The sequence below is a fragment of the Pelotomaculum terephthalicicum JT genome, assembly GCF_022410535.1.
Taxonomy (GTDB): domain Bacteria; phylum Bacillota; class Desulfotomaculia; order Desulfotomaculales; family Pelotomaculaceae; genus Pelotomaculum_D; species Pelotomaculum_D terephthalicicum.
The window spans coordinates 43231-69694 of record NZ_JAKNBL010000001.1 but is presented as its reverse complement, the minus strand read 5'-3'; the positions used below and the strand labels follow the sequence as shown (position 1 = coordinate 69694).

The window sequence follows — 26464 nt, the reverse complement described above, 5'->3', positions numbered from 1 at the left end:
ACCCCTTGTTTGTTAACTTTTTTTATGAACTGAAAAGAACCGGGGTGCCGGTTTCCCTGACAGAGTGGATGACTTTGATGGAAGCTTTGAGCAAGGGGCTCGCTTTTTCCAGTTTGAGCGGGTTTTACCACCTGGCCAGAGCGGTGCTGGTTAAAAGTGAATCCCATTTCGACAGTTACGACATTGCTTTCCAGAACTACTTTAAGGGTATTGAAACGCCGGTGGATGTGCTGGAGCAGGCTATGGAATGGCTAAAGGACGCTTTGCCGCCGTACATGATATCACCGGAAGAACGCAAGCTTTTTCAAGAGTGGGATTTGGATAAATTGCGCCGCGAACTGGACGAAAGGTTAAGAACACAGGACGGACAGCACCACGGAGGCTCCAAGTGGATCGGCACGGGCGGGCGTTCGCCGTTCGGTTATGGCGGCTATCATCCGGCCGGGGTGCGCATCGGCGGCGAGTCGCTCAATCACTCGGCCGTTAAAGTGGCTGCTGAAAGGCGCTACCGGGGATACCGCGGCGATGAAACTCTCGGGGTCAGGCAGTTTGAAGTGGCGTTGCGCAAACTTCGCCAACTTACCAGCCGCACTGAGGGCGAAAAAGACGTGCTGGATCTGGACGGCACTATCGACGCTACCTGCCGGAACGCCGGCAGGCTGGAACTGGTTTGGGACCGCTCCCGCAAGAACACCATGAAAGTTGTTGTGGTGATGGACTCGGGAGGATCAATGGATCCTTACATTGACCTATGCAGCCAGCTGTTTTCAGCGGTTAACCGGTCAACCCATTTTAAAGATTTAAAATTTTATTATTTCCATAACTGCATTTATGCGAACATCTATACCCACCCGGCGTGTGTTTCCCGGTATGCAGTCAATACCTACGATTTTATGCGCGATCTTGACCCGGAATACCGGTTAATCATTGTAGGTGACGCCAGCATGGCGCCCAGCGAGTTGACCATGGTCGGCGGAGCTATTGACTGGGCGGAAATGGATAACGAGCCGGGGCTGCTTTGGCTGGAAAGGATAACCAGGCACTTTCCGCATGCTGTGTGGCTGAATCCGATTCCAGTCCAGTGGTGGGAGCCGCGTTTGTATTATGGAGCATACACCATCAGTTTAGTCAGAAAACTGTTTCCCATGTTTGAGCTGACCCTGGACGGGTTGGAGCAGGCGATAAAGAGTCTTAAAGCAAGGTTCTGATGAAAATTAATCGAACATTACGGTGGTGATGCTCCGTGTTTGTTAATTTTTTTTATGAACTGAAAAGGGCCGGAGTGCCGGTTTCCCTAACAGAGTGGATCACCCTGATGGAAGCGCTGAGCAAGGGGCTGGCCTTTTCCAGTTTGAGAGGGTTCTATTATCTGGCCCGGGCGGTGCTGGTGAAGAGCGAAGTCCATTTTGACAATTACGACATGGCGTTCCAAAATTACTTTCAGGGTGTCGAAACAGCCGAAAAGGTTCTTGAACAAGCTTTGGGATGGTTGGAAGAAGAACAGCCGCCTTTGTTGATATCGCTGGAGGAGGAGGAGAAGGAGCTATTCCGTGATTGGGATGTAAAAAAGCTGCGCCAGACATTGGATGAAAAGTTGAAAACGCAGGACGAGAAACGCCTGGGCGGCTCCAGCCTGGCCGGCACGGGCGGCGGTTCGCGGCTCGGACATAGCGGTTTCAATCCCAAAGGTGGAGTACGCCTTGGCGGTGCTTCCGGCGGCAGCTCGGCTGTTAAGGTGGCGGGCGGGCGGCATTACCGGGGATACCGCAGCGATGTAATCATTGGAGTAAGACAATTTGAGGCCGCTTTGCGTATTCTCAGCCAGTTGACTACCCGTCATGAAGGTCTAAAGAGCGAGTTGGATTTAAACGGCACCGTTAATGCCACCTGCCGGAATGCCGGCAGGCTGAAGCTTGTCTGGGACCGCCCGCGCAAGAACAAAATGAAAGTAGTGCTATTGATGGATTCCGGCGGGTCGATGGATCCTTACATCGACCTTTGCAGCAAGTTGTTCAGCGCGGTCAAGCGCTCAACTCACTTAAAAGATTTAAAAGTTTATTATTTTCATAACTGCGTTTATCAAGATATTTACTTAAGGCCGGCCTGTGTTTGGAGCAATGCCGTAAAAACATATGATGTGCTGCTGCATAACCTCGATCCGGATTACCGGCTGATCATAGTCGGTGACGCCAGCATGGCTCCGGGTGAATTGACCATGGCAAACGGGGCTATTGACTGGGAATCTGTGAATAACGAGTCCGGGCTGGTCTGGCTGGAGCGTTTGGTTAGGCATTTCAAACACGCTGTTTGGCTCAACCCGATACCGGCACAAGGGTGGGATGAGCGTATGAATTACCGTGCGCATACCATAAATATGGTTCGTGAATTGTTTCCCATGTTCGAGTTGTCGTTGAGCGGGCTGCAGCAGGCGGTAAAACGGCTCAAGGTCTGTGTTTGATTATATTGTTGTCAAGGTTTGTTTCCGTTCCAGCCTTCTTCACCAACAAGCGGAACGAAACGCACTCCACCCAAGTTTTCCCGGTCGAAGCTGCCGTCTGGTTTTTTCTCCAGACGCAGCAACTCCTGGTGATGTCTATCCCCTACCGGAACCACCAGACAACCGCCGGCTTTCAGTTGGTTGCCCAGGGATTCAGGAATAACCGGCGCTCCCGCCGCCACCAAGATCCCGTCAAAGGGTGCTTTTCCGGTCCAGCCTTTTGAACCGTCACCTATGCGGACAATTATATTCTCGTACTTTAAAGTCTGAAAACGTGATTGAGCTTGTCCGGCCAGGTTTTTATGGCGCTCAATAGTATATACTTTGGACACGATGCGCGACAATACTGCCGCCGCGTATCCGGATCCGGTGCCAATTTCCAAAACTGCATCCGCCGGGTCCGGCCTCAGGGCCTCAGCCATTAAGGCGACTATATACGGCTGGCTGATAGTTTGTCCTTCATCGATGGGAAGCGCACAATCAGCATAAGCATAGGCCTGTAGTTGTTCAGAAACGAAAAGGTGACGTGGTACCTCAAGCATGCTCGACAGGACAGCTTCATTGGAAATGCCGTAGGGAATAAGCTGCTTTTCCACCATTCGCCTCCGTTCCTCCGCCCGGTCACCGGCAATGTTGTGGCTGTTTTGCGGGAAATCCATAATGATTCTCCTTTGTAACGAATATTGATTCGGATAATGACTTAAATATTTCCACCCGGCAGAATTAATAATACTAGGGATAATCTTAATAATCAATTGAGCTTAATTCATCGGTTTGAGCTTGATAAACGCGATAAGTCCTCTCGTTTTGATTATTCCCCAGGCGCTTAATAATATGGTTCATCATCAGGTTGTTTTCGGCAACCTGAGATAATTCAATTGTGGATATCCCTTTGCCGCGGGCCCGCCGGATAAATTCCAGGATGAGTGCCGCTTCCAGCCCTTTTAAACGGTGCTCGGGCAGGACAGCCAGGACTGCCAGCCGTAAGCTGGGCCGGCTGAATAACGCGGGCAAGGATTGTTTAATTATTGGATAAATAGCTAAACAAATGCCCGCGGGTTCTCCGTTTATTTCGGCTATCAAAACCATGCCCCGTTCACAAGCTCCATGAAGTTTTCGCCAGATTGCCGAGCCCTCACTTGCGGAAAGGGGGACGAAACCCCACCCATTGTTCATTGAACCGTTATGAATGTGAGAAAATATTTTACCTTCGTTGTCTATGTCATTAAAATTCACTTCTCTTAAGCGCAGATTTTTAATCCTGCCGGCGGCACGATTTGCCACCTGGAGCAATTTATCCGGCAATGGCCTTCGCAAATTGTAGAAATATGCGAAAAGGTTTATCTCATTTTTAAAACCGCACCCGGTGAGAAGGTTTGCGTAATAAGGAGGATTATAGGGCATGCCGGGATGGTGATGCCCCGTGAAGCCTTCCACCAACAATCCTAAACGTTCATGAGGGGTCAAGTCCACCGGGCCGATTACACGGGACATGCCGTTGTCAGATAACCAGCGCGTTGCCGTTTTAACCAGTGCCGCAGTTACCGTCTGATCGTTCAGCGATTCAAAATAACCAAAAAACCCGGTTTTTTTGACAGGGTAAGCCTTATGTATGCTTGCGGCAATCCTCCCCACCGGGTGTCCGTTCCTTACCGCCAGAAATGGTTGGGCTGTAACCCTGCTAAATAGAGGATCCATAAACTCACAGCTTAAGTGTTTCAGCGGTGGGTAAGAAGGAGCACTGAAAAAGCCACGGTATATCACCCGGGGGAAGGTGTTAAACACCCTCATTTCATCCGGTTCTGAAATCGCGATTACTTCAACAGTCAAAACAGCACCCCCGTGTTTTTGTTAACAGGTTATGCGGTTCTGTGTGACATTGGAACAAATAATTCAGGAGACTTAGAGGAGTGTGAACGGTTCAACTTTTTTACCTTTTTCAAAAATTATTTCTGATTTGTAAGCGTTTTAAATTAAATATAAATTATTGTTGTCAGACAGCCGGACAAGTGGTATATTGAGTACGGGTAAACTAAAATAGTAGTGATAGTTTACCTGTTTTTGAGCAATTTATTTTACCAATTGATTGATTTTTTAGTGAAACGGGGGCAAGGCATGAGAAGGAAAATCACCATAGGGCTTTTGGTAGCTTTGCTTAGCGCCGGCGCTTATTGGGGATACGCCAGGTATGGCAAAAAGCAGCCGGAAGGCCTCCAGGCAAGCGGTACTATTGAGGCGACCAAAGTACAATTATGCGCTAGAGTATCCGGAACCCTCCAAAATATTGCGCTTAATGCCGGCGATCCCGTGCAAAAGGGTCAGCTTGTGGCAGTAGTTGTCCGCAATGACTTGATTGCGCAAAAGGAGAGAGACGCCCTTGGCGTTTTGAAAGCTGAAGCGCAATTGGCTGATTTGACTTCAGGCGCCAGGTGGCAAGAAATAAAAGACGCTGAAATTGCTGTCAACACCGCGCGGACTAATTATGACAAAGCTGATAAAGATTACGGCAGGGCTTTGGCCTTGTTTCAGGCGAGCGCCATTTCCCAATCCGAGATGGATAACGCGGAAACAGCTTTACAGCAAGCTAAAAACCAGGTGGAATCGGCTGAATCAAAGCTTAGCTTGTTAAAGGCCGGCAACCGGCCGGAGCAGATTGAGGCGGCCCGGGCTGAACTTGAGAGAAGCAATGCAATCCTGAAGGCTTCAGAAGCGGCCTTGGAAGATACCCGTGTGCTCAGCCCGGTTGACGGAGTCATATTAACAAAAAATTTTGAAGAGGGTGAATTTATTCAGGCCGGCGCTTCAGTGGCTACCGCTGTCAACCTCGATGATATGTGGATAAAAATTTATTTGCCCACTGATGACCTGCCCAAAATTAAATTAGGTCAGCAGGTTGCTTTCACTGTGAGCGGAAGTGAGGCAAAATATGGGGGAATCATTGAAGAAATTGCCACAAGCGGAGAATATACGCCAAAAACAATTCAGACTAAGAAAGAACGCACCAATATTGTTTACGAGGTTAGAATTAAAATTAATAATGAAAATGGTATATTGAAACCCGGTATGCCTGCTGATGTCATCATTGATGAGGCGAGGTGACGATGATGGATAAAATGAACATTAATAACATAATTGAAACAGAATCGTTAACCAAGGTGTTCGGCGGCCTGGCGGCAGTTAATGAAGTTACTTTAAAAATTGACCGGGGCGATATTTTCGGTCTGGTTGGCCCGGACGGCGCCGGAAAAACTACCCTGCTGCGCATGCTTTGCGGCTTAATCACTCCTTCCCGCGGCAGGATCAGCAGGAACAGCGACAGTTTCGGCTATATGCCTCAAAAATTCAGCCTTTACGGTGATTTGACGATTGCGGAAAATATCAATTTTTTTGGCGCTCTGTACAAAATCGACAGCAAGACAATCCGCCGGCGGGCTGACGAAATACTGGAAATAACCGGTTTAGCCGGTTTTAAATCACGGTTTGCCGACGACCTCTCCGGAGGAATGAAACAAAAACTGGCTCTGACCTGCGCCCTTCTGGCCAAGCCTGCTTTGTTGGTCCTTGATGAGCCGACCTACGGCGTTGACCCGGAATCGCGCAAAGAATTCTGGAAAATTCTATACCAGCTGAATAAAGAAGGAGTCACGATTGTCGTTTCTACGCCATACATGGATGAAGCGGAACTCTGTAAAACAGTTGCTTTAATAAGCAGGGGGATAATTATGTCGACCGGTGATCCCGGCAGTTTGAAAAAGAGTTTCCCGTATGGAATCCTGGAACTGAAGGCAGATGCGCGGGATTTGGATTTTATCAACGACCTCCCGGAAGTGGTTGACGGCGATTTCTACGGCGATAAGTACCATGTGGCTGTATATGAAGTTGAACAGGCAAAAGCCGCCATCATTAATTTGCTTGCAGAAAAGAAGGTGGCCATTCACCACCTGAGACATATACCGCCCTCGATGGAGGATGTCTTCGTAGCCGTGACAAAAGAAGAGGTGGTTTAATGGAATACGTGGTAACCACCTGTGAACTTACCAGAACATTTGGTTCTTTTACCGCTGTCGATAGAATTAATATTAACATCAGGCCGGGTGAAATATACGGCTTTTTAGGACCTAACGGTTCCGGAAAGACGACCACGATGAGAATGCTGTGCGGGCTGTTGGAGCCCACTTCGGGCTCCGGTTCCGTGCTTGGATATGACCTTGCCCGGGAATCAGAAAAAATCAAGCAAAAGATCGGCTATATGTCTCAGAAATTCAGCCTGTACGACGACTTGACCGTTTATGAAAACCTGGTGTTCTACGCGGGAATGTACAGTATCCCATATCACGAGCGCAAAAAAAGGGTTGCTGAAATGATCGAGATGGCCTGGCTGGCCGGCAGGGAGAAGGATTTGCCCGCCAATTTGAGCGGCGGATTAAAACAACGGCTGGCCCTTGGATGCGCGATCATATCCCGCCCGTCCATATTGTTTCTGGACGAGCCTACCAGCGGAGTCAGCCCGACCAGCAGGCGGATGTTTTTTAAAATTATCCAGAAGCTCGCTAATGAAGGAACAACAGTTATGGTTACCACTCATTTTATGGATGAAGCGGAAAGGTGCCACAATATCGCCTTTATTTCCGGGGGAAGACTGATTGCCAACGACACGCCGGACAACTTGAAAAATAATGTAATTGAAGGATGTATGGTCGAAGTGGACCTGCCTGACGCCATGGAGCGGATTGAGGAGCTGGAGTCGCTTCCTTATGTGAAAGAATGCTCCATCCATGGGCCGCTGCTGCATGTGCTGCTTGATTCTGAAGGAAATGTCGCGGTATTTGACCGCTATACAGGGGTAAAAGCCAGGGAGATCACCCCTTCCCTGGAGGATGTGTTCATCTCCCTGGCCAAGCTGCAAAGAAAGCAGGAATCTTAAATGAGCAGAATACTGGCAATTTTGCAGAAAGAATTCTTACAGATGAAAAGGGACCGGTTGACCCTCGGCATGGTTTTCATGCTCCCCCTGGTGCAGTTGCTGCTCTTTGGTTACGCCATTCAAACCGAAGTGAAGCATATATCCACCGTTGTTTTCGACCAGTCCATGTCCATTGAAAGCAGGGACCTCCTGGATTCTTTCAGTTCTTCGGGATACTTTGATATTACCGGCACAGCAAAAGGCTATGCGGAAATAACAAAAATGATTGACAGCGGCAAAGCCAAGGCGGGAATTATTTTCCCGCCCGATTTCGCGGAAAAGCTGAGAAAGGGTGAGACGGCGCCGGTGCAGGTGTTGGTGGACGCCAGTGACAGCATGGTGTCAAATTCTGCTATTGCCGTGGCCAACTCAATCGGGCTTTTGAAATCACAAAAAATCATTATGCAAAAAACAGGCGTGCAAAGCCTTCCTTATGATATCAGGGTGCGCCCCTGGTATAACCCTGACGGCATCACCGCGTATTATATGGTTCCCGCTATTCTTGGCATTATTGTGACCATGACTATGGTGATGATGACCTCCATGGGGATAGTCCGGGAACGTGAAAAGGGCACCCTGGAACAGCTCATGGTCACACCTGTAAAATCATATGAGTTAATGATCGGCAAGGTGATTCCATATATCGCGCTCGGCTACCTGCAGATCACCGTCGCCCTGCTGGTGGGTGGAGTTGTATTTGGGGTGCCCATACGCGGCAGTATATTGCAGCTTTATTTGTTAACACTATTTTTTATTACAGCGTCACTGGGAATCGGCATCTTTATTTCGAATATAGCCAGAAACCAGATGCAGGCTTTTCAAATGTCTTTCTTCGTTTTCCTACCGAGCATCATGCTGTCCGGTTTCATGTTTCCCCGGGAGGCCATGCCCTCAATAATCCAATACATTGGAAATATATTTCCCCTGACCTTTTACCTGACGATTATCAGGGGAATCGTATTAAAAGGAATCGGCTTTCCGTACTTAATTCCCCAGGTTATGTCACTGCTCGTTTTCTCGGTGATTATGATGACGCTGAGTATTATCAAGTTTAAGAAGAAAATTGCATGAAAAATGCGTCCGGGTGGTGTATGGAATGGATTACAAGCAAAGGATCTTGCATGCCTTAAAAGAACTGGCCGCGCAGCGAGGATTCTCCGGCGCCACAATGGATGAGTTGGCAGCGCGAGCCGGAGTAAGTAAAAGGACTATTTACCGTTATTTTAATAGTAAAGAAGAGATAATTGACGCATTGCTGGATGATATTTTAAGTATTTATGAACAAAAAATACTGCAGATGTTGGATTCTTGCGAGAACCCGGTGGAAAAAATGTCAAATATTATAAAAATAGTTCCGCAGATAACCCAAATAATTACCCCGGCGGCTCTTCATGATCTGCACAGGCATTACCCTCATCTCTGGGAAAAAATCGAACGGTTTCGCGCAGAACGAATCCAACAGTTATTTGATGATCTTCTCTTAAGCGATGAATACCGTTGTTTTAAACCCATAAATCCGAAAATATTCACCACAGCATTGATGGCCAGTATCAGGTCGGTGGTTAACCCGGCTTTTATAATAGAAAATAACTTATCCGTGGAAGAAACAATTCAGACCTTATTTACAATTTTTTTATCCGGTATTGTAATGAAGGAATAAACAGGTATCATTCGGAAACGTCTTCATTTAGTTTTTTCTGTTCTTTTCCCTCGCGTAATTTTTGCCGTACATCGGACCATAGTTCCCTGGTCTGGTTAATTACCATTGGAAACATTGATTTTGACGGGTGTCTCAGGACACGGTCCAGCCATTTGGCCGCTTCTCTGTAATTGCCCGAATTCATATTTAACACGCCCAACAAGTATGCCGTATTTATTTCCGACCTGACATTGGAAAAATCCTCACTTTCAAAAGCTATTGAAAGGCTAGTCAAGGCTTTTTCAATATACTTTCGCTCTTGAACTTTTTCATGTTTAAACCTGTAGAGCCAGGCAATTTTTAAAAACAGCATACCCATCAGGGATTTTTTAACAGGTCTGCCCTGGAGGCTGTAGATAGCCAACAGAAAAGTTTCTATGGCTTCTTCCAGAGTACGAACTCCACTATAGTCCTTTAATTTATTCTCTTGCCAGAATGTCATCAGGCGCGATTTTATTTCTTCCGACTGCTCTTTTTTCAGGCGCATGCCAAGTATTTCTTCGTTAAAGGTGAAACCGCAAATGGGACATACAATCATTTCATAAAAAAGCGGATTAATATTTTTGTAGTACTGACAGAAATCATAATCCATTTTCGTAGTTTGAACGTATTTTGACAGAGCTTTCGGTGATTCGAATTTTGAATTGCAAATTGGACAAACAACTTTTTTATTATATAACATTTCTCTCAGGTCAGTATCTTTTTTTACTCTTGGCTTTTCATCTTCCTCCGCAGAATGCTCGACTTCATATAAATGCTGTTCCAATACTCCTGCGAAACCGCTTTCCTCCCTCTCTTCCATACCGGCTCTATCTGCTTTAATGCTATATTCTTTTTTTTCTTCGGCTAGCTGTTCTTGTTGTTCGTCAGTAGCCTGTCCGGGTGTGTTGCCGGCGCTCTGCTTTTGGTCATTGTTCTGAGTAGACAGCTTGCGGTTGGTTTCAATTAATATTTTATTTCGGATATTTGATTGCCGGAGTCTTTTGCTTAAAGTTTCAATAATGGTCACCGCCGCTTTGGGGTTGTTGTCTAGAAACTCCAAAAAATCTTTCCGTTCCAGACTAAAAACTATTGATTTTTCTAATGTCCTTGCGCAGGCCGAGCGATATCCGCCGTCTAGCAGACTCATTTCTCCAAAAATATCTGATGGTTCAAGTGTTTGAATAGCCATTTCCTGCCCGGTGGACGATTTTGAATATATTAAAACCCTTCCTGATATGATTAGGTATAAGCTTGAACCTTGATCTCCCTCAGAAAATATATCTGTGTTTTCTTCAAAACGTTCCAGATGCATTTTTTTAACCAGGTCTTGCAAAGGACAGTTTAAGTTTTGAAAAAAAGATATTTTTTTCAAAATGCTTTCAAGAGCATCCATATAATGTTTTTCACCCGCCTTTGAAATTTCAATTAATATTTTATACTACTAAAATGGTATTTGAAAGGAATTTTTAATTATGATGAAGGCATATATTTCTCTAAACTGAAAAAGCGGGTATATTTATTTCTTATTATATGGATTTTATTGACTTTTTTAGATATTTAAAAAGATTTAAGTGCTTCTGTAAAGGAAATACGATTTAGAAGCAAAAAAAAATTCCCTGTTGTTATGGAAAAAAGGGAATGGTGGGGTAAAACCCCGCAGATGGGTGATTATATTAAAGGAGGTATTAAAAATAATTATAATTATTTTTATTTGTCACACATGGGTAGCATATCCCAATTTTTTAGGACTTCAGTCCTAAAAATAACACATTTTAATAATATTATTAACTTATTTTATAATTGTTGCCTTTACTTCATTTTTTATCCAATCAGTTACTATAACTGTATGGTTTTGTTCACTAGCGCGGGAGAAAAACTTGTTACGTGAATCGTCAAAACCCATCAATAAATAAAGGGCAATGCCAACAGCAAGCATTGGACTGTAATATTTTACTAATATTAATAAAGTTAGTACTAATAAAATGATATTAAGAACGTTTAAGTAAAACATTTTTCCATAACGCATCCGCTAACCCTTCTTTGTGAAAGGAAATACCGGGGTTACTGGTAACCCGGCTATCATGGCAATATGCCTTAGACCCGTGGTTTTGCGTCCATAGTTTTCACTATGTTTGCTCTTTTCAGTTTGCGTCTTTTATATTATTATATAAAGCTGTCTAATATAAGGAAATATGAAAAAAGAACTATTGTTACGGGACTCTGGTCCTGTTTGGCAGTTAACATTCAGATAGCAATAAAATGTTTAAGTTTATAAATGGAATTTATGGGAAATTGCGTAGCAGATCATATTTTATAGCTCTCATTATTATAAGATAGTCAATTCATTAAGAAAGGGATTTGGATAAACTTGTGATTTGAGTAAAGTGAGATTTGAGTAAAGTTGACTTTAACCACTTGTTCAGATAAAATATTAGATACACTAGTTATTAACTGAGAAAGAACTAATTTGCTGATGTGGCTCAGGGGTAGAGCAGCGCACTCGTAATGCGCAGGTCGTGGGTTCAAATCCCACCATCAGCTCCAAATTATACAGCAATGGCAAGGGTTCCGAGGTTGGAAGTCCTTGCCATTAGCTATTAGAAGTCAAAAGTGTGCCAAACATTTTAAAATGAGACTTATCCATGCCTAACAGAACCGAGCAAAACCAAAAGACAGGTGCGCTCCCAACTAATATTTACTTGACTAAACAAAACGCTTTTAATCGTTACTTCAGCAGTTAATGGGCTCATTGATTCGTACCAGAAAATATGCCAGAATGAATAGATAATAAGAGTAGATGAGGTTTTATTTGTGAGTGATCTAATAAATAGGGTTGGTAAGTTTAAAATTCCGAGGGATTTAATTCGCGGCGATAACAATGAAGATTTGCTTAAGCTGTTTGCAAAAACCATAATCATGAGGGCTGAATATAAAATTTCTAAAGATGTAATTGAATATACAGCGCTGTCTCCTTTATTCAGGGTAAAGGAAGCGGCAGAAACAATTCCCGAGTATAGGGTAGAATGTAAAAATATATACTCCGACAATGAAAACGTTGATATTGAAATAATTGCTGAAGAAATAAAGCAGCGCTTTAACGCTTAAGTAAGACTGTAATAAGCCAGGTTTAATAAATTGGCCGTCCGGCAGGGCGGCTTTGGTTTTACCAAAAAAGCAGGCCAGTGAAACGCCGCAGGTATGAATGACGGGTAGCCGGGGGGAGGCTTGCTTGTACAATCTTTTTGTTGAGACGTCGTTTCCGTAACCAGTAATCTGCCGTTGTCAAATCGGAGACGACGTAATTTACTGCACAGTCTTTGTTTTAATCATATCGTCAATGTTTAGGGTGCCGAATATGGTTTTTACTTCAATGTCAAAGTAATTTGCGTTCTCAATAAAACTTTTTGTTTTGTAATTATAACTTCCGAAATAAACTGATGATTTATCTGGTGTTTTGGCTACTGCAAATGCGGAACTAATTTTAATCGTAGCTGGTGTTTCTGGTTTTATTTTAATGGTTCCACATGAAAAGACATTGTTAATTATTATCTTTTCACCTTTGTGCCGAGGTATTACATTTGATAAATCAATTGTGCCTCCACTAAAAGTTAAATTATATTTTTTAGCTGGATTTGTAACTTGAACGGTTTTACTGCTAAAAACAATATCATTATCGGATTCTAAACCGGGGCCATGAGTAAATAATGTGACTCCTAAAAAAACAACGATTATAGAAGTTGAGGCAACAAAGATCGGTATTTTGATTTTGAAAATATAAGGGGCTAAAATTAAAAATCCCAGCATTACCAACAGAATTCCATAAAAATAATTCAATTAACGCACCCCAATATTATTTAAAATAGAGTAAATGCCGCTATAGGAGCGGGTTGCCATCACCGTCGGTTGAGTATGGTGCTTGGCTTGCCAAACACAAGTTTATGAGGCTGTTAAATAGCGGTGAGGAAGTTTGCGCATAGATAATCGTGAACGCCGAATCCATGATGCTATACAAAAAATTTCCAGGACAAAAGGCTATCTGCCTTCTGTTCGGGAGATCCATTTTAAACTGAAAGGACAGGTGTGTAAGCCTGCCCTTTTGTCTTTCTCCACTTGGGTATATGGAGTTTAATTGTTGGTTTAAGCTTGCTATTTGAATTGCAACGTTTTAAATGCAGCCGCCACCACAAATGCCAATACCAAAGACAATCAGGATAAAGATTAAGAAGATGATAAACCCGAAATTACCAAAACCTGCGCCTTCAGCGATAACATCGGACATTAAAAAGAACCTCCTTAGTTTTGTTTTTTACACTATATGAAACAGGTGCTGAATGTGTGAATTATTGTGAATTATAAAGAAACAAATGGTTGGTTCAGCTAAAGAACTTGAAGAAATTGCTAAATAATATTTAAGGGTGTTTAACATCCTTATACGGGTAAGATAGATGTAGTTAAAGGGGGTGAAACAAAATGAAGAAAGCAAACCGAAAGAAAAAGGTGCCAACAATGGCGCCAGGATCTAAAGGTTTATTGGAAAAAGAAGCCAGTAAAGAAGAGATAAAAAAAGGCAATTTTACCAGGGTCACCAATCTTTCATTCGATGAAACAGAGCCCAGTTAAGAAAATAAAGTGATAACAGCCTCCCCGCAAGGAGGCTGTGTCTTCGATACTCTGCTCACCGTCGAGCAAGGTCCCAAAGAGAGTAAAGCCGGCAGTTACTTTTTAATCTAATATATCCATATTATTTCATAAAAATATCCACGGTATGTGACCATCCATATTAACAAATTATTCAGCCACCGCATATATTATAAAAGAGATGGAGTGATTCTTGAAGTATATCTCTATAACCACCGGTCCTAAATGAGTCGGTGGTTATAATTTTGAAAAAATAATCTGGAGGTATTTTCATGCCCCGATCTGTTTACCGGGAACTGGTTGTTGGAGTTAATATTAAAGTTCCACTTCTTAACGGCAGCTGGATTACTTCTATTAATTTGGATAATGCAGCCACCACACCGCCGTTTGTCTGCGCTTTGCAGGAAATTATCCAGTTTGCCCCTATGTATTCCTCCGTTCATCGCGGCGCAGGATATAAATCCCGGCTTTCAACTGAATTGTATGAAAATTCAAGATTAACAATCGCAAACTTTGTTAAGGCAGACCTTAATTATGATACTGTGATTTTCTTGAAGAATACTACGGAAGCAATAAATAAATTATCTCACCGGCTTTATTGCGATAATGAGAAAAGCGTGGTTTTGTCCACAGAAATGGAACACCACTCTAATGATCTTCCCTGGAGAAACAAGCATCATGTTGATTATATAGAAATAGACGATGATGGAAGGCTATGCCTTGATGACTTAGTCTGTAAATTGAATAAATATAAGAACGCTGTAAAATTAGTAGCGGTTACCGGAGCTTCCAATGTCACCGGATATGTCAATCCGATTTACGAAATAGCTGAAATAACCCATAAATATAATGCAAAAATACTTGTTGATGGAGCTCAGCTTGTACCTCATGCTCAAATAGACATGCAGCCTGTCAATTCTCCCGGTCATATTGATTATCTTGCATTTTCAGGACATAAAATGTATGCGCCGTTTGGGACGGGAGTACTGATAGGCCCTAAGGAAACTTTTATGAACGGCGCCCCTGAATATGCCGGAGGCGGCACTGTGCGGACTGTTACCCACACTGACGTGTTATGGGATGACCCGCCCCATAAAGAAGAAGCAGGGACGCCAAATATGATGGGAGCGCTCAGTCTGCAAGCGGCTGTAAAAACATTGAGTATGATCGGTATGCAAAACATTAGTAATTATGAATTAGACTTATGGAATTACACTATAAGTAACCTTAAAAAGATTCCCGGCCTGCAGCTTTATTGTGACACGAATCCCGATAAACCCCGCATAGGAATCGTTTCCTTCAATCTGGACGGGATCCATCATGCTTTGCTGGCTGACATTCTGGCCGGGGAAACCGGTATCTCAGTCCGCAGCGGGTGTTTTTGCGCCCAGCCATATGTGCGGAAGCTATTGAAGATCCAGGAAGAAAAAGAATCATGTATAAGAGGGCATCGCTCCCTCAGCCGTCCTCAAAGCCATCTTCTCAGCCGTCCGGGTATGGTCAGGATTAGCTTTGGGCTATATAATGACTTTGATGAAATTGATATTTTAATTCAGAAACTCCATCACATTGTAGACTATAAAGAATTCTATATTCAAAAAATACATGGCTGTATGATATGAAAAAGGAATAAACATAACAGATTATAGGATGTAACATACTTGTTTTCTAATACATAAATTGTTTTATAAATTTGGGGGGAGAGTGGTTATTTAAATGTCTTTTGTACAATTAGGCGGTTTCTGTGAAATATTATTTTTGGGGGTATTTGTTTTTTTTGCCATGGGTATAGGAAGGTTGCCTAATAATTTTGTCCAGTTAATAGCCTTGTTTATTCTAATAATTATCACGTGGCTGGTAATTCAGGAATAAAAAACCCCACTTAAAAATAGTGGGAAAAAAAAAGCTGCGAAGCACTGGAAATATACTTTCCGGCGTTACACCGCTTTAATATTATCAAATACTTCTTCAACGCATTTCCGGCAGACAATTTTACCCTGATAACTCTGAACTTCAGCAGTGGTGCCGCAGAAAGTACAGGTTGGCTCGTACTTCCTTAAGATTATCTTGTCGAATTCAGTGTAAATCTCAATCGGGTTTTTCTCGTCAATGCCCATAATGCGCCTAATTTCAGCAGGAATGACCACTCTGCCGAGGTCGTCTATTTTCCTGACCAATCCCGTTGCTTTCATTGCTACATGCCTCCCCTTTTTTCGACAAATTATTACATTGATATTATACCAGATGATACCATTGAAAGTAAATACTTTCTGTTAATAATTGTTTAAAAAATTATTCAGTTAATGTAAAGTTCATGTTCTGGATACGTCTGCCCTATCCGCCGTAATATTTGCAGCTATCATAACGTATAGCTGTAAACTTGCTTTGCAAGTGAATTTGTAGTATTCTTCAAGGGATCACCACGACCGGTAAAAACCGGTGGCAGATACCAGTAAAGTCAGGGGTGAATCTTTTTGAAATTATTTGTGAATATTGATGGCGGCAGCCGCGGTAATCCGGGGAATGCGGCTGCCGCGATGGTTATTACTGATGAGGCGGGTCAGGTGCTTGCCACAAAAAGCAAGTTCCTGGGGACTAAGTTAACCAATAATTATGCTGAGTGGAGCGCCTTGGAAGGGGCGGTTGCGGCGCTGATCCATTTGGCCCGGAGGCATGGAAAAATTGAGGCTGAAGTACGGTCGGACAGTGAATTAGTGGTGCGCCAGTTTAATCATCAGTACAAGATTAAAACTCCTGACCTCTTTGAGATAGCCGGACGGGTATGGGAAAATCTTGCGAAAAATCCGAATCTCAAAGTAACCCTGCACCATGTGCCCAGAGAAGAGAATAGGCTGGCCGATGCGGCGGTCAATCGTGAGCTTGATCATTATCATGCATAGTTAAACCTGTTTTTATTAAATCGTATGAAGAAATAAATTGTACCCGCAATAGAAAAAGAAGGAAAATAAGGGAGTTGTCTAGAATTACGTGTTTATACCATTAATAATGAGGAGGTGCCAATATGGAGATTTTTAAAAAGGTTAGCGAAAGCGCCAAGACAATCAGTGAAGGGGCTAAGACAATTAGTAAAAAATCAAGTGATCTTGTCGGTGCGGCCAAGCTAAAGTATGAGATAAGCAAGTTGGAAAAGGAGATGGAAAATAACTTTTCAGCCCTGGGTAATCTGGTTTATCTGCGGCATAAGGGCGAGGAAGGTATTGAGGAAGAGATAAAGCGTCTTCTAGACGCTACAAAGGCACTGGAGGATGATATCGCTGAATTCGAAGAGCAAATAACCAAACTTCTGCCGAAGTCGCTGATATGTTCCGAGTGCCAGACGGAGCTGCCCGCCGCCGCCAATTTTTGCTTTAATTGCGGGACTAAAGTAATTGATCATGACTAAACCGAGTGAGATAACCCCGCAGGGGTTATTTTTTTGAAAAAATATCAATTCCGGGAGGAATTTAATGTTTAAAAACAAACATTTTAACGCTATCTTGACAAAATTTCTTTTGAGCGTTACCGTGTTAGGGTTAATATTGCCGTTGGCGGCTAATACAACCACTTTGACGGCTGTGGTCGCGGCAGTGGTCTTAACTTTGGCGGCCTATATTATTGCTGATTTAATAGTTTTGCCGCTATATGGAAACCGCTTGGCTGCGGTATCTGACGCTGTTATCGCCCTGGCAGTGACTTGGGAGGTGACGCGGGTTGTGGAAAATGTCAATCCTCCGGTGCCGGGCCTGATGATTATCGCCCTCCTGATTGGGCTTGGCGAATGGTATTACCACGGCCGTTATCTGGCCAGATTATTATATCAGGGGAAGATTAAGCCTTAAGTGGATAAAAAAATGCTAATATTTGTGATATGGCCAGATATTCTAAGGACTGATATAATTGTGAAATAAAGCCGAATCCCCGGTAAACCGGGGTACGGGGGAAAAAATTTTTTGGGGTGAATCCTGATTAACCGTTGGACGGAAGGCGTAAATGACCGGCGGTGATCGAGGTAGGGTGCCCTCAACCCGAACCCTTCAGCTAACCCCGGAGGCGAAGGAGGGGTTTTTATTGCATTTTGTTTGTCGTATTCTGTCAGGTTTTTTATTGTTGTTGGGGGTGTATGCAGTACCGGCCGTCGCTGATGCCGCTATTCACAATGTATCGCCCGGAGAGAGCCTTTATTCTATCAGCGTGGATTACGGCGTCTCTTTGGATTCCCTGAAGGAGGCCAATGGAATTCAGGATTCTTTTATTTTCCCGGGGCAGCAGATTTATATTCCGGAAAGTGACTACGGCAGTGATAGTTCTAATTACAGCGTCACGGAGGGAGACAGCCTTTATTTGATTGCCCAAAGGTACGGGGTGAGCTATCAGGATATCATGCTGGCCAACGGCCTGAGCGATACCACGATTTGCGCGGGTATGGTTCTGGCAATTCCCGGGTCCTCCGGCGCCCCTGTAAGAAATACCGCGTCCGGAGTAAGCCGGGGAGGCTATTTCCAGAGGCCGTCGTCGGCGGAGGTCGACCTTTTGGCCCGTTTAATTACGGCTGAGGCTGACGGCGAATCGTATGCGGGAAAAGTCGCGGTTGGGGCTGTGGTGTTGAACCGGTTGTACAGCTCTGAATTTCCAAAAACGATAGAAGATATTATTTATCAATATGATAATGGTACCTACCAGTTCGAACCGGTCATGAACGGATGGATTGACAAACCGGCAAGTTACCAATCCATTCAGGCGGCTAAGGATGCGTTGAACGGGGAAGACCCGAGCAACGGAGCGCTTTATTTCTTTGCCGGGAGTAAGGTCAGTAATAGCTGGCTGTGGTCCAGGCCTGTGAGCGCGGTTATTGGAGATGTTGTTTTTACTTATTAACAACAGTGTTTTATCCTTATCAGTACTTTAATAGCTAACACCCATGCCAAATAAGGTCTGTTTTACGGGCCTTATTTTTTTGTTTGCGACTGGCCGGCAGTCAATAATTCTGATGGTTTTTACTTCTTGCACCGCAATTGACAATTTGCGATAGTTTGACATATACTGATTTTACTACAAATAATATGGAAACCCACACTTGAAGGGGGATATTAATGCGAGTCGGGGTGGATATTGATGGCGTTTTGGCAGACAGCCTGCCTTTATGGGTTCGGGAACTTAATCGTTTTTTTAATAAAAACAAGCAAGTCGAAGAGGTTCATCTCTATGATATTATCCAGACGTTTAATATTACGCCTGTTGAATTAAAAGCATTTATTGAACAAAGAGGCCGGTTTTTGATGTCCGCCCCCTGTCCGGTAAAAGACGCCGCGCATTATCTTAGCAGGATCAAAAAATATCATAATATTTATATCATCACGGCCAGAAAAGAAGTGTACAGGCGGGAAACACAGGCTTGGCTGCAGCAGTATGGTATGCTTTATGACGAGCTGTTGCTTATCGGCAGCTACGAGAAAGATGATACTTGCCTGAAAATCGGGCTGGACGTAATGGTGGAGGACACGCTTGAGGTTGGTTTAAAGTTAAGCGCGGTGGGAATACCGGTCATACTGATTGATGCTCCATACAACCGGGGAGATTTACCGGAGCTCATTCACCGCAGATATTCATGGCTCGAAATTTACAAGACCCTGGTTACAGAATCACAACAGCCGGCGGCTTCTTGTTTTAATAAAAATGATTATATAAAGGCGGTTGTTCCGCCTGCCGGCACAGCTTTAACTTGAGCCGGCTGCAGGTGATTCTTGAAGCCGTAAATACAGCTGGCAGGGGGGTGATTCCATTGAATGAAATGGCAGATGCAATCAGGCTGTATTACCACGGGGAAATATTCGAGTCGAAAAGAATATTAAAAAAGATCATAAATAAGGAGCCTGAGAATATCGGCGCATTAATCAGGTATGCTGCGATCCTGGAGGAACTCGGGAGGAAGGAAATTGCCGGGAAAATTTACCTGAAGCTTGCCGGTCTCTACCAGAAAGATACATGCTATGAGGATTGTCTGGAAGCATTGGAAAAAGCTTCGTCCACTGTGCCGCAAGTCGAACTGGCGCCGTTAAAGGGTACATGCCTTTATCATATGGGCCGTTTCGAGGAGGCCTTAAGTTGTTTCAGCATTGCTTCGAAAAGCATCCAAAATTTATTCCATACGGGCAAGATCTATTTTGCTTTAAAACAATACGATAACGCTTTGAAAATTTTCCGTGAAATAATGTCCGGGGCAACTAATAACGATGATATTTTTCTGGCCTGTTATTGGGTTGGTAAATCTTTGTATGCTTTAGGAAAATTCAGCGAGGCAATTTCATGCCTTCAGAGTTATGTTTCCGTTTATCAGGATAAAACACAGGCCCTTCTTGAGCTTGCTATCTGTTTCCTTGAGTCGGGTAGTTTGGAAGAAGCTGAAAGACACCTCCTGAAATATAAAGAACTTGACGGTAACATCGATTTAGCCAACCTGTATTTAGGTATCTTGAATTACCGCAAGGGGAGTTATGAACAAGCAGTTGAATACTTGAATGAAACTTCATCGAGCGAGCAGTCCATGCACTGGAAAGGTCTGGCATATTATGAGCTCGGTTTATATGAAGAAGCCGTGGCGTGTTTTTATGAGGCGGCGAAAAAGACGGCCAATCCACTCTATTTCAAAATGATGGGAAGCTCCCATTTAAAACTAGGCAATTATTTTGAGGCGAAAATTTGCCTTGAAAAAGCTTTAGATGCTGATCCTGCGGATGAAGAACTGAGCAAACTGATCGCAGTTACCGGCCATTACTTGGGAAAAGGCGAACTTATCTAAAAAACTGCAATAATAAATACCTGTTATGATAAAAGAGGTTTTTTTCTTCCCTTATTTTTGTTGTGGTCGTAGATCTCAAACTTCCCTGAAAAATTTTCTAAATTATATTCAATTAATGGAGCAGCCTTGTTTAAACGCTCCATCTGTTTAACGCGCATCTTGCTGACAGCGTTACCGTATTCGTTTCTTCTTCTGTCAACGTGGCTTTTGTGTTTGCTCATAAATTTATTATGTTCAACCGCTGGAAGTTCATGCATCCGGTATAACCACAGTTTCGAAGCTGGATTAGCGAAGTAAAGAGACACGGCAAACGAGAGAATACGTGTCGAAAGGAGCGGCCATGTACAAATATAAAATAATCGCAACTATTATTGAAATACGGGGTGACGGCAAGTGCTCATACGGGCATAAGGTGGGCGACAGCTTTGAATTTACGGCGGTATCACCGGCCGGGCTGTGTCAGTTTGCCTATGACTCGTTGCGATCCGCTGTAGCCGCGCTGCTTTACGGCGGCCAGTTCCCCTGGATGCAGAACAGCGAGGTGACTACCTGGGCATGTCCTGATCCGGAGAGGCCGGTAATTTTTGAACTGAAGAGAGTGCCGGTTTAAGGATGGAAGAAGTAACTTACCTGTTGCTGCCGTAAAAGTGACGGTTGAACGTAGGATTTTTACATTAATTGTCGAATACTATACCCCTATATAAATAATAAAGAGGTGAACTGATATGCCAATATTTGAGTACAAGTGTGGTGCATGTGAAAAAGTATTTGAGATTCTCCAACTGGCCGGTCAGGAAAAGGGAGTTAAGTGCCCTGATTGCGGCGGTTCCGATTTGAAGAAACTCATCTCGGCTCCTTTTCTGCCTAGTTCTGTTGGAAGACCGGCCAACGATGATTTGGGAAGGTGCTGCGGCAGCAATCCAGGTGAAAAGGGATGCGCAGCCGCTGGTTCCTGTTGCGGGCAGGAGCTCCAATAATGTTTTTTTGGGAAACGCCCAGGCCGGCCCACACGGCCTGTTCTATTTTATTAAAGATGAAATTGTTTATTATTGTTTGTTTGGACGGGGAGGTGTGTCTAAGTGAAGACGCTAAGAGTTCCGGAAGCCACTATAACGCGGTTGTCTGTATATTCAAGATTTTTGGAATATTTGGACCGCAGGGGCATAGTAACTGTTTCATCAAGGGAAATAGCCCAGGGTGTTGGTGTGGGTCCCGCTCAAGTACGGAAAGATCTGGCGTATTTCGGCGAATTTGGAACGCGCGGTGTAGGTTACAATGTCAAAGACCTGATGCGTTATACTTTAAAGATTCTTGGTCTTGATGAACCTTGGCCGCTTGTGCTGGTGGGCGCGGGAAACCTTGGCTTTGCCCTTTGTACCTATAAAGGTTTTAATGAGCGTGGCTTCTCAATAATCGGTGTTTTTGACAACGACCCGAACAAGATAGGTAAAAAAATTGTTGACCTTGAGGTTTATCATCTTGACAAGATGGCAGAAGTAATTGCCCGTCATAATGTTAAAGTCGGCATTATTGCTGTACCGTCCCAGGCCGCGCAAGAAGTAACCGATCTGATGGTGAAAAACGGGTTGCTGGCCATTTTGAATTATGCGCCGGTCGCGCTTAATGTCCCTGAAAATATTGAAATGCGAAATGTTGATATGGCGACGAAGCTTGAGATACTAACTTGTAATCTGAGCAAAAAGGATTTTAACCAGGCTACATAAGTTGTTAGTCCGTTGTAAAATAAAGCGCCCTGATTGTCTCAAAATCCCAGCCTTCATAGAAATTGACAGCGGCTTGAACTCCGGCCCGGTAAAGCTTCTCTTTGAGCTGTAAGCTCATTTCAAAATCAGTGGTCTTTACCCCCATAGAAGGAATAGATATTGTCCGGACACGACTTTTAGGATCCAGTTCGTGGATTTGGTCGTGTGCTTCCAGCATTGTCGATACAATGGCCTTAAGCAGATCGAATGGGTTGTTTACCCGTGGGAATAATGGTCCTTCAGATTCGATGATTTTGAAACCGAAAGTAGGCCAGGGAGGAGTCTCATCACTGTCAAAAATCCATACCGGAAAGTTGCTCAGCACTCCCCCGTCAATAATAAAGCTTGATATAGTCTGTTTGCCGGGTATGGTGTAGGGAAGCTTGCATGGTTTATAAAAAAAGGGTAAGCCGGAACTCATTCTTACCGCCTTGCTGACTTCCAGATTGTCAGGATTAATAGCATAGTCCTTAATATCATGAGGCAGCTTTAGAAGCTTGCGCCTGGTCACATCGGTAGCTATAATTACCAGCTTATAGCGAAATTTGGGGTCGTTTTCGTATTCTTTTATGACAAGATCTTTAAATGTGCGGATCCCTTTGGCGGCAAGTTTTTTCTTGACCCAGTTTTCCAGGTACTTACCCGCGTACAGGCCGTTTTTAAACCACAAACTCAGCGCCGGCCCGATGCAGGGGACCCTGTGTAGCCAATATTTGTCTTTTAGCATGCTGAAATCAAGGTCGTCAATCAACGAGCATATTTCAGCGGCGGAATACCCCGCCGCTACTAACGAAGCGATAATTGCGCCGGCGGAAGTACCTGCCACGTTTACCCAGGTATAACCCCTGCGTTCGGCTTCGGAAAGGGCGCCGAGTATGCCGAATACTTTAATTCCGCCGCCTTCAAAAACAGCGTCAGCGCGCATTGTCATGGCCCAATCACTCCTGATAGAATCATCTTATGGAGAAAAGACAAAACTGACACACAACTGACCCACAAATAAGCTTATGCCAATTTCTTCACATGTACGGGCAAGAAAAAAGGCTTCCCCTTATGGGAGCCTTTATAACCCGATACCGCCCGGCTACAGTCTTATTTGTTTATCAGCAGCAGTCCTACAGATCTACAATTTTGTTTTTCACGGCGAGAAGAGCGGCTTGTGTCCGATCGATCACACCAAGCTTTTGAAAAATATTTGTCAGGTGATTTTTTACGGTTTTTTCGCTGATGTATAATTTTTGGGCAATGTTCCGGTTGCTTTCTCCATGCGCGACCAGACGAAGCACGTCCACCTCCCGCCTGGTTAAGCCCTGAGGCAGGGCGTCCTGGGCGTGACGGGAGGACAAACGGCTGAACTCGGCAAATATCTTAGTGGTCATGGACGGAGGAATAAAAGACTCGCCTCGCGCTACTCCCACAATGGTTTGCACCAGTACATCCGAGCGGATGTCTTTAAGAACATAGCCTGAAGCACCGGCTTTGATCAGTTCAAAGAGGTACTCTTCCTGGTCGTGAATGGTTAAGGCGATTATGCCAATCTCGGGGTATTTGTTTTTGATAATCCGGGTGGCTTCGATTCCGTTGACCTTTGGCATGGTAATATCCATAAGAATGACATCAGGCTTGATTTTTATAGCCTGTTCTATGGCTTGCTGACCGTCTTCCGCCTCACCTACCACCTCGATGGCTTCTTCTGTGGACAATATTTTACGCAGTCCCTCGCGGATGAGTGTATGATCATCTGTTATTAAAACCTTTATCCTCTTCAAATTTCGTTTCCCTCCGTTTTAAGTTAAAAGTTTTTCAGTTATAGTCCACGGGAACCGAAATGCCTATTGATGTGCCTTTACCGGGAGCGGTAGAAATGTCAAATCCTCCTTTGAGAAGTTGGACTCTTTCCCGTATTCCGATTAGGCCGTACCCGTCGCGTTCCCCGTCCGCCATGACTTTACTCAGGTCAAAACCTATGCCGTCGTCTTTAATGTGAATGTTAACCTTGTCGGGGAGCATTTCCATTTTCACTAATGCGTTTTTTGCCCGGGCGTGTTTTTTTATATTGTTTACCGCTTCCTGGATTATTCTGAAAAGAGCGACTTCAACAGAACTCTCCAGCCGTTTCTGCTGCCCGATAAAAAGAAATTCAACTTGTACGTCAAATTGATCATTATAATCGGAAAGATACCTTTTTATCGCGGGAGCCAGTCCGAGGTCGTCCAGCACCATCGGCCTCAAATCAAATATTATTTTACGGACATCCGTCAAACTCGAACGGACTAACTCCTGTAGCGCAAACAGCTCGCCGCGGACTCTTTCGGGCTGCAAATCCAGCAATTTCTGACAATATTCCGCTCTCATGACTATATTAGCCATGGATTGCGCCGGACCGTCGTGGATCTCCCTGGCGACCCGCTTGCGTTCTTCTTCTTGAGCTCTAATAATGCTCATAGCCATCTGCTGCGCCTGGTGAACCTCGCCGATTTTAGAGCCAAGCTCCTGCAGTCCCCCACCCAGGTAGTTCAAGACCACACCCACTTGGGAGACTAGTTTTTCAGCCCGGTCAACGGTAGTACTGAGCCTGCGCAGGCTTGCCTCCAGATGATCCCTCCTGTACCGCAGGAGTTTTTCTTTTTCTTGCATTTTGATTAGTTCCACTTGCAGCTGATATGCCTGATCGTAAGCGTCCTTAATATCTTTTTCGGTAAATCTCTGTAAATCTTTACTAACCTCCATCAGTCTGGTCCGGGCTTTTTTTTCAATAACGGCTTTATGGTCAACCTGTTTAATAATATCCGCCACTTCATTTTTAACTTCGTTGAGTTCCTGGCTTACCCTGATTAATTCAATACGGGAATTTTCAGCTATGTCGTAAATTTGATTTTTACTTCTTTCGATAGCTTCAAGAGTGTCTTTGACAATGCGATCAAGGGCATTTATGTCAAACACGGTGTTCACCTCGTAGCCCCTTTTTTTTAAATGTTCTTTTTTATTCTCCATTTTCCTCCCTCGTTGAGAAAAATAATGAAAATTGAAAAGCTTTTACATAATTTGTTTACATTGTGCTACACTATACTTGATTAAAAAACAAGGGGTGATTTTGCTTGCGAGTTGATGTAGATCAGGAATTATGTATCAGTTGCGGTACGTGTATAGATCTCTGCCCGGATGTTTTCAAATGGAATGAGGACAACAAGGCCAGTTGTGTTACTGCTGAAATACCGGTTGATTTGGAGGAGCAGGCGCACGAGGCTGCCGAAAACTGTCCTACTGAAGCGATCACTGATATTTAATCAGGAGTCAGGAGTCAGAATGAGAGAATGGCTTATCGCTACAAGATATTCTGAATTCTGACTCCTGAATTCTGAATACCTAAAATAGATCATTGACACTTTTTTACCGCTTAGTCCGTATATTATTAGAGATCCGGACATTGTTACCAGTTAAATTTAGGCATATTTTACCTTAAGCCATTAACTCAGGACATGAAATGTGATTATGACTGTAAAACTCAAAATTTTGTTGACAAGATAAGATATTATGCTAAAATTGAGTTTGATTGGAATTAGCCAACCTGTCTTTGATAAGGGGGTTTGTTAATTCCAAAAATATTGTCCAAGAGGGAGGCAGATAAATGAAACAATTGGGCCGCCATGTATTGGCTGAGATTTGTGGGTGCGATTTTAACATTCTTAATGATATCGACAAGGTTGAAGAAATCTTGGTGAATGCGGCGCTGGAAGCCGGCGCCGAAGTCAGGGAATGTGTGTTCCATAAATTCAGCCCTCAGGGAGTAAGCGGTGTGGTGGTTATTTCCGAATCGCACCTGGCTATCCATACCTGGCCGGAACTAGGTTACGCGGCGGTAGACGTGTTCACTTGCGGTGAAAAAGTAAATCCCTGGGATGCATGCAACTACCTGAACGACCACTTTTGCGCGAAACATATGACGGCAAAAGAACTAAAACGTGGAGTCATCCCGGAAGCTTACCTGAAGGAAGCTGTAAATCTTTAGGAGGGATATTTATTAGTACCAAGAGCAATAAAAATTAGCAGGCCTTGCAATAGTGGATATTGCAGGGCCTGCTAATTTTTGCTGCCATCTTAATCAGATAAAATTAGGAATGGCTGA

At 43.9% G+C, this 26464-nt stretch carries 31 protein-coding genes, 1 tRNA gene and 2 riboswitches; of the genes, 22 read left to right on the top strand and 10 right to left on the bottom strand.

Going from position 1 to position 26464, the window contains the following annotated elements:
- Positions 1-5: 5 nt before the first annotated feature.
- Positions 6-1208: a vWA domain-containing protein gene (locus L9W92_RS00340; RefSeq protein ID WP_240081779.1), complete on the top strand. Its 1203-nt coding sequence runs from the start codon at positions 6-8 to the stop codon at positions 1206-1208.
- Positions 1209-1243: 35 nt separating this feature from the next.
- Positions 1244-2458, top strand: coding sequence for a vWA domain-containing protein (locus tag L9W92_RS00335; protein ID WP_240081778.1), 1215 nt, complete (start codon positions 1244-1246; stop codon positions 2456-2458).
- An 11-nt stretch (positions 2459-2469) separates the two neighbouring features.
- On the opposite strand, the gene L9W92_RS00330 is transcribed toward L9W92_RS00335, so the two are convergent.
- The gene (locus L9W92_RS00330) at positions 2470-3156 is read right to left on the bottom strand and encodes a protein-L-isoaspartate(D-aspartate) O-methyltransferase (protein ID WP_240081777.1); all 687 of its coding nucleotides are present in this window, start codon (positions 3154-3156) and stop codon (positions 2470-2472) included.
- Positions 3157-3241: 85 nt separating this feature from the next.
- On the bottom strand, positions 3242-4327 hold the full coding sequence (locus tag L9W92_RS00325; RefSeq protein ID WP_240081776.1) for a GNAT family N-acetyltransferase: 1086 nt from the start codon (positions 4325-4327) through the stop codon (positions 3242-3244).
- A gap of 285 nt (positions 4328-4612) precedes the next feature.
- On the opposite strand from L9W92_RS00325, the gene L9W92_RS00320 reads away from it, so the two are divergent.
- From L9W92_RS00320 to L9W92_RS00300, 5 genes are read left to right on the top strand one after another with little or no spacing between them, the layout of a single operon-like run.
- Positions 4613-5596 carry an HlyD family secretion protein gene (locus L9W92_RS00320; RefSeq protein WP_240081775.1) on the top strand — a complete coding sequence of 328 codons (984 nt, stop codon included), beginning with the start codon at positions 4613-4615 and terminating at the stop codon, positions 5594-5596.
- 29 nt (positions 5597-5625) lie between these two features.
- A complete protein-coding gene (locus L9W92_RS00315; protein ID WP_240082146.1) occupies positions 5626-6504 on the top strand; it encodes an ABC transporter ATP-binding protein in 879 nt (292 codons plus the stop codon).
- Positions 6504-7421, top strand: a complete 918-nt coding sequence (locus L9W92_RS00310; protein ID WP_240081774.1) for an ABC transporter ATP-binding protein — start codon at positions 6504-6506, stop codon at positions 7419-7421. The genes L9W92_RS00315 and L9W92_RS00310 overlap by 1 nt, the downstream gene beginning before the upstream one ends.
- On the top strand, positions 7422-8531 hold the full coding sequence (locus L9W92_RS00305) for an ABC transporter permease (protein WP_240081773.1): 1110 nt from the start codon (positions 7422-7424) through the stop codon (positions 8529-8531).
- A 25-nt stretch (positions 8532-8556) separates the two neighbouring features.
- Positions 8557-9120, top strand: coding sequence for a TetR/AcrR family transcriptional regulator (locus tag L9W92_RS00300; protein WP_240081772.1), 564 nt, complete (start codon positions 8557-8559; stop codon positions 9118-9120).
- A gap of 7 nt (positions 9121-9127) precedes the next feature.
- On the opposite strand, the gene L9W92_RS00295 is transcribed toward L9W92_RS00300, so the two are convergent.
- Together L9W92_RS00295 and L9W92_RS00290 are read right to left on the bottom strand one after the other, a co-directional pair.
- Positions 9128-10453 (bottom strand): DUF2225 domain-containing protein, encoded by a 1326-nt coding sequence (locus tag L9W92_RS00295; RefSeq protein ID WP_240082145.1) that lies wholly within the window; start codon positions 10451-10453, stop codon positions 9128-9130.
- Between the two features lie 477 nt (positions 10454-10930).
- Positions 10931-11167, bottom strand: a complete 237-nt coding sequence (locus L9W92_RS00290; RefSeq protein ID WP_240081771.1) for a hypothetical protein — start codon at positions 11165-11167, stop codon at positions 10931-10933.
- Between the two features lie 37 nt (positions 11168-11204).
- Positions 11205-11288: riboswitch (cyclic di-GMP riboswitch) on the bottom strand.
- A gap of 322 nt (positions 11289-11610) precedes the next feature.
- Between L9W92_RS00290 and L9W92_RS00285 the strand changes: the two genes are divergently transcribed.
- Both L9W92_RS00285 and L9W92_RS00280 read left to right on the top strand, forming a co-directional pair.
- A tRNA-Thr gene (locus L9W92_RS00285) sits at positions 11611-11685 on the top strand.
- A 267-nt stretch (positions 11686-11952) separates the two neighbouring features.
- Positions 11953-12246, top strand: coding sequence for a hypothetical protein (locus tag L9W92_RS00280; RefSeq protein WP_240081770.1), 294 nt, complete (start codon positions 11953-11955; stop codon positions 12244-12246).
- Between the two features lie 198 nt (positions 12247-12444).
- Here the strand turns inward: L9W92_RS00280 and L9W92_RS00275 are convergent, their stop codons facing one another.
- Positions 12445-12975, bottom strand: a complete 531-nt coding sequence (locus L9W92_RS00275) for a hypothetical protein (protein ID WP_240081769.1) — start codon at positions 12973-12975, stop codon at positions 12445-12447.
- Positions 12976-13611: 636 nt separating this feature from the next.
- Between L9W92_RS00275 and L9W92_RS00270 the strand changes: the two genes are divergently transcribed.
- The gene (locus tag L9W92_RS00270) at positions 13612-13761 is read left to right on the top strand and encodes a hypothetical protein (protein WP_240081768.1); all 150 of its coding nucleotides are present in this window, start codon (positions 13612-13614) and stop codon (positions 13759-13761) included.
- Between the two features lie 290 nt (positions 13762-14051).
- Positions 14052-15401, top strand: coding sequence for an aminotransferase class V-fold PLP-dependent enzyme (locus tag L9W92_RS00265; RefSeq protein WP_240081767.1), 1350 nt, complete (start codon positions 14052-14054; stop codon positions 15399-15401).
- 315 nt (positions 15402-15716) lie between these two features.
- Here L9W92_RS00265 and L9W92_RS00260 read toward each other — a convergent pair whose 3' ends face one another.
- On the bottom strand, positions 15717-15971 hold the full coding sequence (locus tag L9W92_RS00260; RefSeq protein WP_240081766.1) for an AbrB/MazE/SpoVT family DNA-binding domain-containing protein: 255 nt from the start codon (positions 15969-15971) through the stop codon (positions 15717-15719).
- Positions 15972-16253: 282 nt separating this feature from the next.
- Between L9W92_RS00260 and L9W92_RS00255 the strand changes: the two genes are divergently transcribed.
- The 6 genes from L9W92_RS00255 (at position 16254) to L9W92_RS00230 (ending at position 20575) form a co-directional block, all read left to right on the top strand.
- Positions 16254-16679 carry a ribonuclease HI family protein gene (locus tag L9W92_RS00255; protein WP_240081765.1) on the top strand — a complete coding sequence of 142 codons (426 nt, stop codon included), beginning with the start codon at positions 16254-16256 and terminating at the stop codon, positions 16677-16679.
- A gap of 122 nt (positions 16680-16801) precedes the next feature.
- Positions 16802-17182, top strand: a complete 381-nt coding sequence (locus tag L9W92_RS00250; protein ID WP_240081764.1) for a zinc-ribbon domain-containing protein — start codon at positions 16802-16804, stop codon at positions 17180-17182.
- Positions 17183-17246: 64 nt separating this feature from the next.
- Entirely contained in the window at positions 17247-17618 is a 372-nt protein-coding gene (locus L9W92_RS00245) for a DUF2512 family protein (RefSeq protein ID WP_240081763.1), read from the top strand.
- Positions 17619-17677: 59 nt separating this feature from the next.
- A riboswitch (cyclic di-AMP (ydaO/yuaA leader) is annotated at positions 17678-17847 on the top strand.
- Complete coding sequence (locus L9W92_RS00240) at positions 17848-18654, top strand: cell wall hydrolase (RefSeq protein WP_240081762.1); 807 nt, start codon at positions 17848-17850, stop codon at positions 18652-18654.
- Positions 18655-18869: 215 nt separating this feature from the next.
- A complete protein-coding gene (locus L9W92_RS00235) occupies positions 18870-19502 on the top strand; it encodes a 5' nucleotidase, NT5C type (protein WP_240081761.1) in 633 nt (210 codons plus the stop codon).
- Positions 19499-20575 (top strand): tetratricopeptide repeat protein, encoded by a 1077-nt coding sequence (locus L9W92_RS00230; protein WP_240081760.1) that lies wholly within the window; start codon positions 19499-19501, stop codon positions 20573-20575. Before L9W92_RS00235 ends, L9W92_RS00230 begins: the two co-directional genes overlap by 4 nt.
- A gap of 23 nt (positions 20576-20598) precedes the next feature.
- Here L9W92_RS00230 and L9W92_RS00225 read toward each other — a convergent pair whose 3' ends face one another.
- The gene (locus L9W92_RS00225; RefSeq protein ID WP_240081759.1) at positions 20599-20796 is read right to left on the bottom strand and encodes a hypothetical protein; all 198 of its coding nucleotides are present in this window, start codon (positions 20794-20796) and stop codon (positions 20599-20601) included.
- Positions 20797-20897: 101 nt separating this feature from the next.
- Here L9W92_RS00225 and L9W92_RS00220 point away from each other — a divergent pair, with 101 nt between their 5' ends.
- From L9W92_RS00220 to L9W92_RS00210, 3 genes are all read left to right on the top strand, one after another.
- Positions 20898-21185, top strand: a complete 288-nt coding sequence (locus L9W92_RS00220; protein WP_240081758.1) for a TIGR04076 family protein — start codon at positions 20898-20900, stop codon at positions 21183-21185.
- 115 nt (positions 21186-21300) lie between these two features.
- Positions 21301-21552 (top strand): FmdB family zinc ribbon protein, encoded by a 252-nt coding sequence (locus tag L9W92_RS00215; protein WP_240081757.1) that lies wholly within the window; start codon positions 21301-21303, stop codon positions 21550-21552.
- A gap of 102 nt (positions 21553-21654) precedes the next feature.
- Positions 21655-22299, top strand: coding sequence for a redox-sensing transcriptional repressor Rex (locus L9W92_RS00210; protein WP_240081756.1), 645 nt, complete (start codon positions 21655-21657; stop codon positions 22297-22299).
- Positions 22300-22303: 4 nt separating this feature from the next.
- On the opposite strand, the gene L9W92_RS00205 is transcribed toward L9W92_RS00210, so the two are convergent.
- The 3 genes from L9W92_RS00205 to L9W92_RS00195 all read right to left on the bottom strand — a co-directional run bounded on the left by L9W92_RS00205 (position 22304) and on the right by L9W92_RS00195 (position 25332).
- The gene (locus L9W92_RS00205; protein ID WP_240081755.1) at positions 22304-23269 is read right to left on the bottom strand and encodes a patatin-like phospholipase family protein; all 966 of its coding nucleotides are present in this window, start codon (positions 23267-23269) and stop codon (positions 22304-22306) included.
- A gap of 184 nt (positions 23270-23453) precedes the next feature.
- Positions 23454-24107, bottom strand: coding sequence for a response regulator (locus L9W92_RS00200; RefSeq protein WP_240081754.1), 654 nt, complete (start codon positions 24105-24107; stop codon positions 23454-23456).
- Positions 24108-24141: 34 nt separating this feature from the next.
- Complete coding sequence (locus L9W92_RS00195; protein WP_240081753.1) at positions 24142-25332, bottom strand: sensor histidine kinase; 1191 nt, start codon at positions 25330-25332, stop codon at positions 24142-24144.
- A 104-nt stretch (positions 25333-25436) separates the two neighbouring features.
- On the opposite strand from L9W92_RS00195, the gene L9W92_RS00190 reads away from it, so the two are divergent.
- Together L9W92_RS00190 and speD are read left to right on the top strand one after the other, a co-directional pair.
- Entirely contained in the window at positions 25437-25625 is a 189-nt protein-coding gene (locus tag L9W92_RS00190; protein WP_240081752.1) for a ferredoxin, read from the top strand.
- Positions 25626-25966: 341 nt separating this feature from the next.
- Complete coding sequence (gene speD, locus L9W92_RS00185; RefSeq protein ID WP_240081751.1) at positions 25967-26347, top strand: adenosylmethionine decarboxylase; 381 nt, start codon at positions 25967-25969, stop codon at positions 26345-26347.
- Positions 26348-26464 lie beyond the last annotated feature (117 nt).

Coding starts and splice junctions, on each gene's coding strand:
- L9W92_RS00330 (WP_240081777.1), bottom strand. CDS start 3,156: ATGGATTTCCCGCAAAACAGCCACAACATTGCCGGTGACCGGGCGGAG.
- L9W92_RS00320 (WP_240081775.1), top strand. CDS start 4,613: ATGAGAAGGAAAATCACCATAGGGCTTTTGGTAGCTTTGCTTAGCGCC.
- L9W92_RS00310 (WP_240081774.1), top strand. CDS start 6,504: ATGGAATACGTGGTAACCACCTGTGAACTTACCAGAACATTTGGTTCT.
- L9W92_RS00305 (WP_240081773.1), top strand. CDS start 7,422: ATGAGCAGAATACTGGCAATTTTGCAGAAAGAATTCTTACAGATGAAA.
- L9W92_RS00300 (WP_240081772.1), top strand. CDS start 8,557: ATGGATTACAAGCAAAGGATCTTGCATGCCTTAAAAGAACTGGCCGCG.
- L9W92_RS00295 (WP_240082145.1), bottom strand. CDS start 10,453: ATGCATCTGGAACGTTTTGAAGAAAACACAGATATATTTTCTGAGGGA.
- L9W92_RS00290 (WP_240081771.1), bottom strand. CDS start 11,167: ATGCGTTATGGAAAAATGTTTTACTTAAACGTTCTTAATATCATTTTA.
- L9W92_RS00270 (WP_240081768.1), top strand. CDS start 13,612: ATGAAGAAAGCAAACCGAAAGAAAAAGGTGCCAACAATGGCGCCAGGA.
- L9W92_RS00265 (WP_240081767.1), top strand. CDS start 14,052: ATGCCCCGATCTGTTTACCGGGAACTGGTTGTTGGAGTTAATATTAAA.
- L9W92_RS00260 (WP_240081766.1), bottom strand. CDS start 15,971: ATGAAAGCAACGGGATTGGTCAGGAAAATAGACGACCTCGGCAGAGTG.
- L9W92_RS00250 (WP_240081764.1), top strand. CDS start 16,802: ATGGAGATTTTTAAAAAGGTTAGCGAAAGCGCCAAGACAATCAGTGAA.
- L9W92_RS00245 (WP_240081763.1), top strand. CDS start 17,247: ATGTTTAAAAACAAACATTTTAACGCTATCTTGACAAAATTTCTTTTG.
- L9W92_RS00235 (WP_240081761.1), top strand. CDS start 18,870: ATGCGAGTCGGGGTGGATATTGATGGCGTTTTGGCAGACAGCCTGCCT.
- L9W92_RS00225 (WP_240081759.1), bottom strand. CDS start 20,796: ATGAGCAAACACAAAAGCCACGTTGACAGAAGAAGAAACGAATACGGT.
- L9W92_RS00215 (WP_240081757.1), top strand. CDS start 21,301: ATGCCAATATTTGAGTACAAGTGTGGTGCATGTGAAAAAGTATTTGAG.
- L9W92_RS00205 (WP_240081755.1), bottom strand. CDS start 23,269: ATGACAATGCGCGCTGACGCTGTTTTTGAAGGCGGCGGAATTAAAGTA.
- L9W92_RS00195 (WP_240081753.1), bottom strand. CDS start 25,332: ATGGAGAATAAAAAAGAACATTTAAAAAAAAGGGGCTACGAGGTGAAC.
- speD (WP_240081751.1), top strand. CDS start 25,967: ATGAAACAATTGGGCCGCCATGTATTGGCTGAGATTTGTGGGTGCGAT.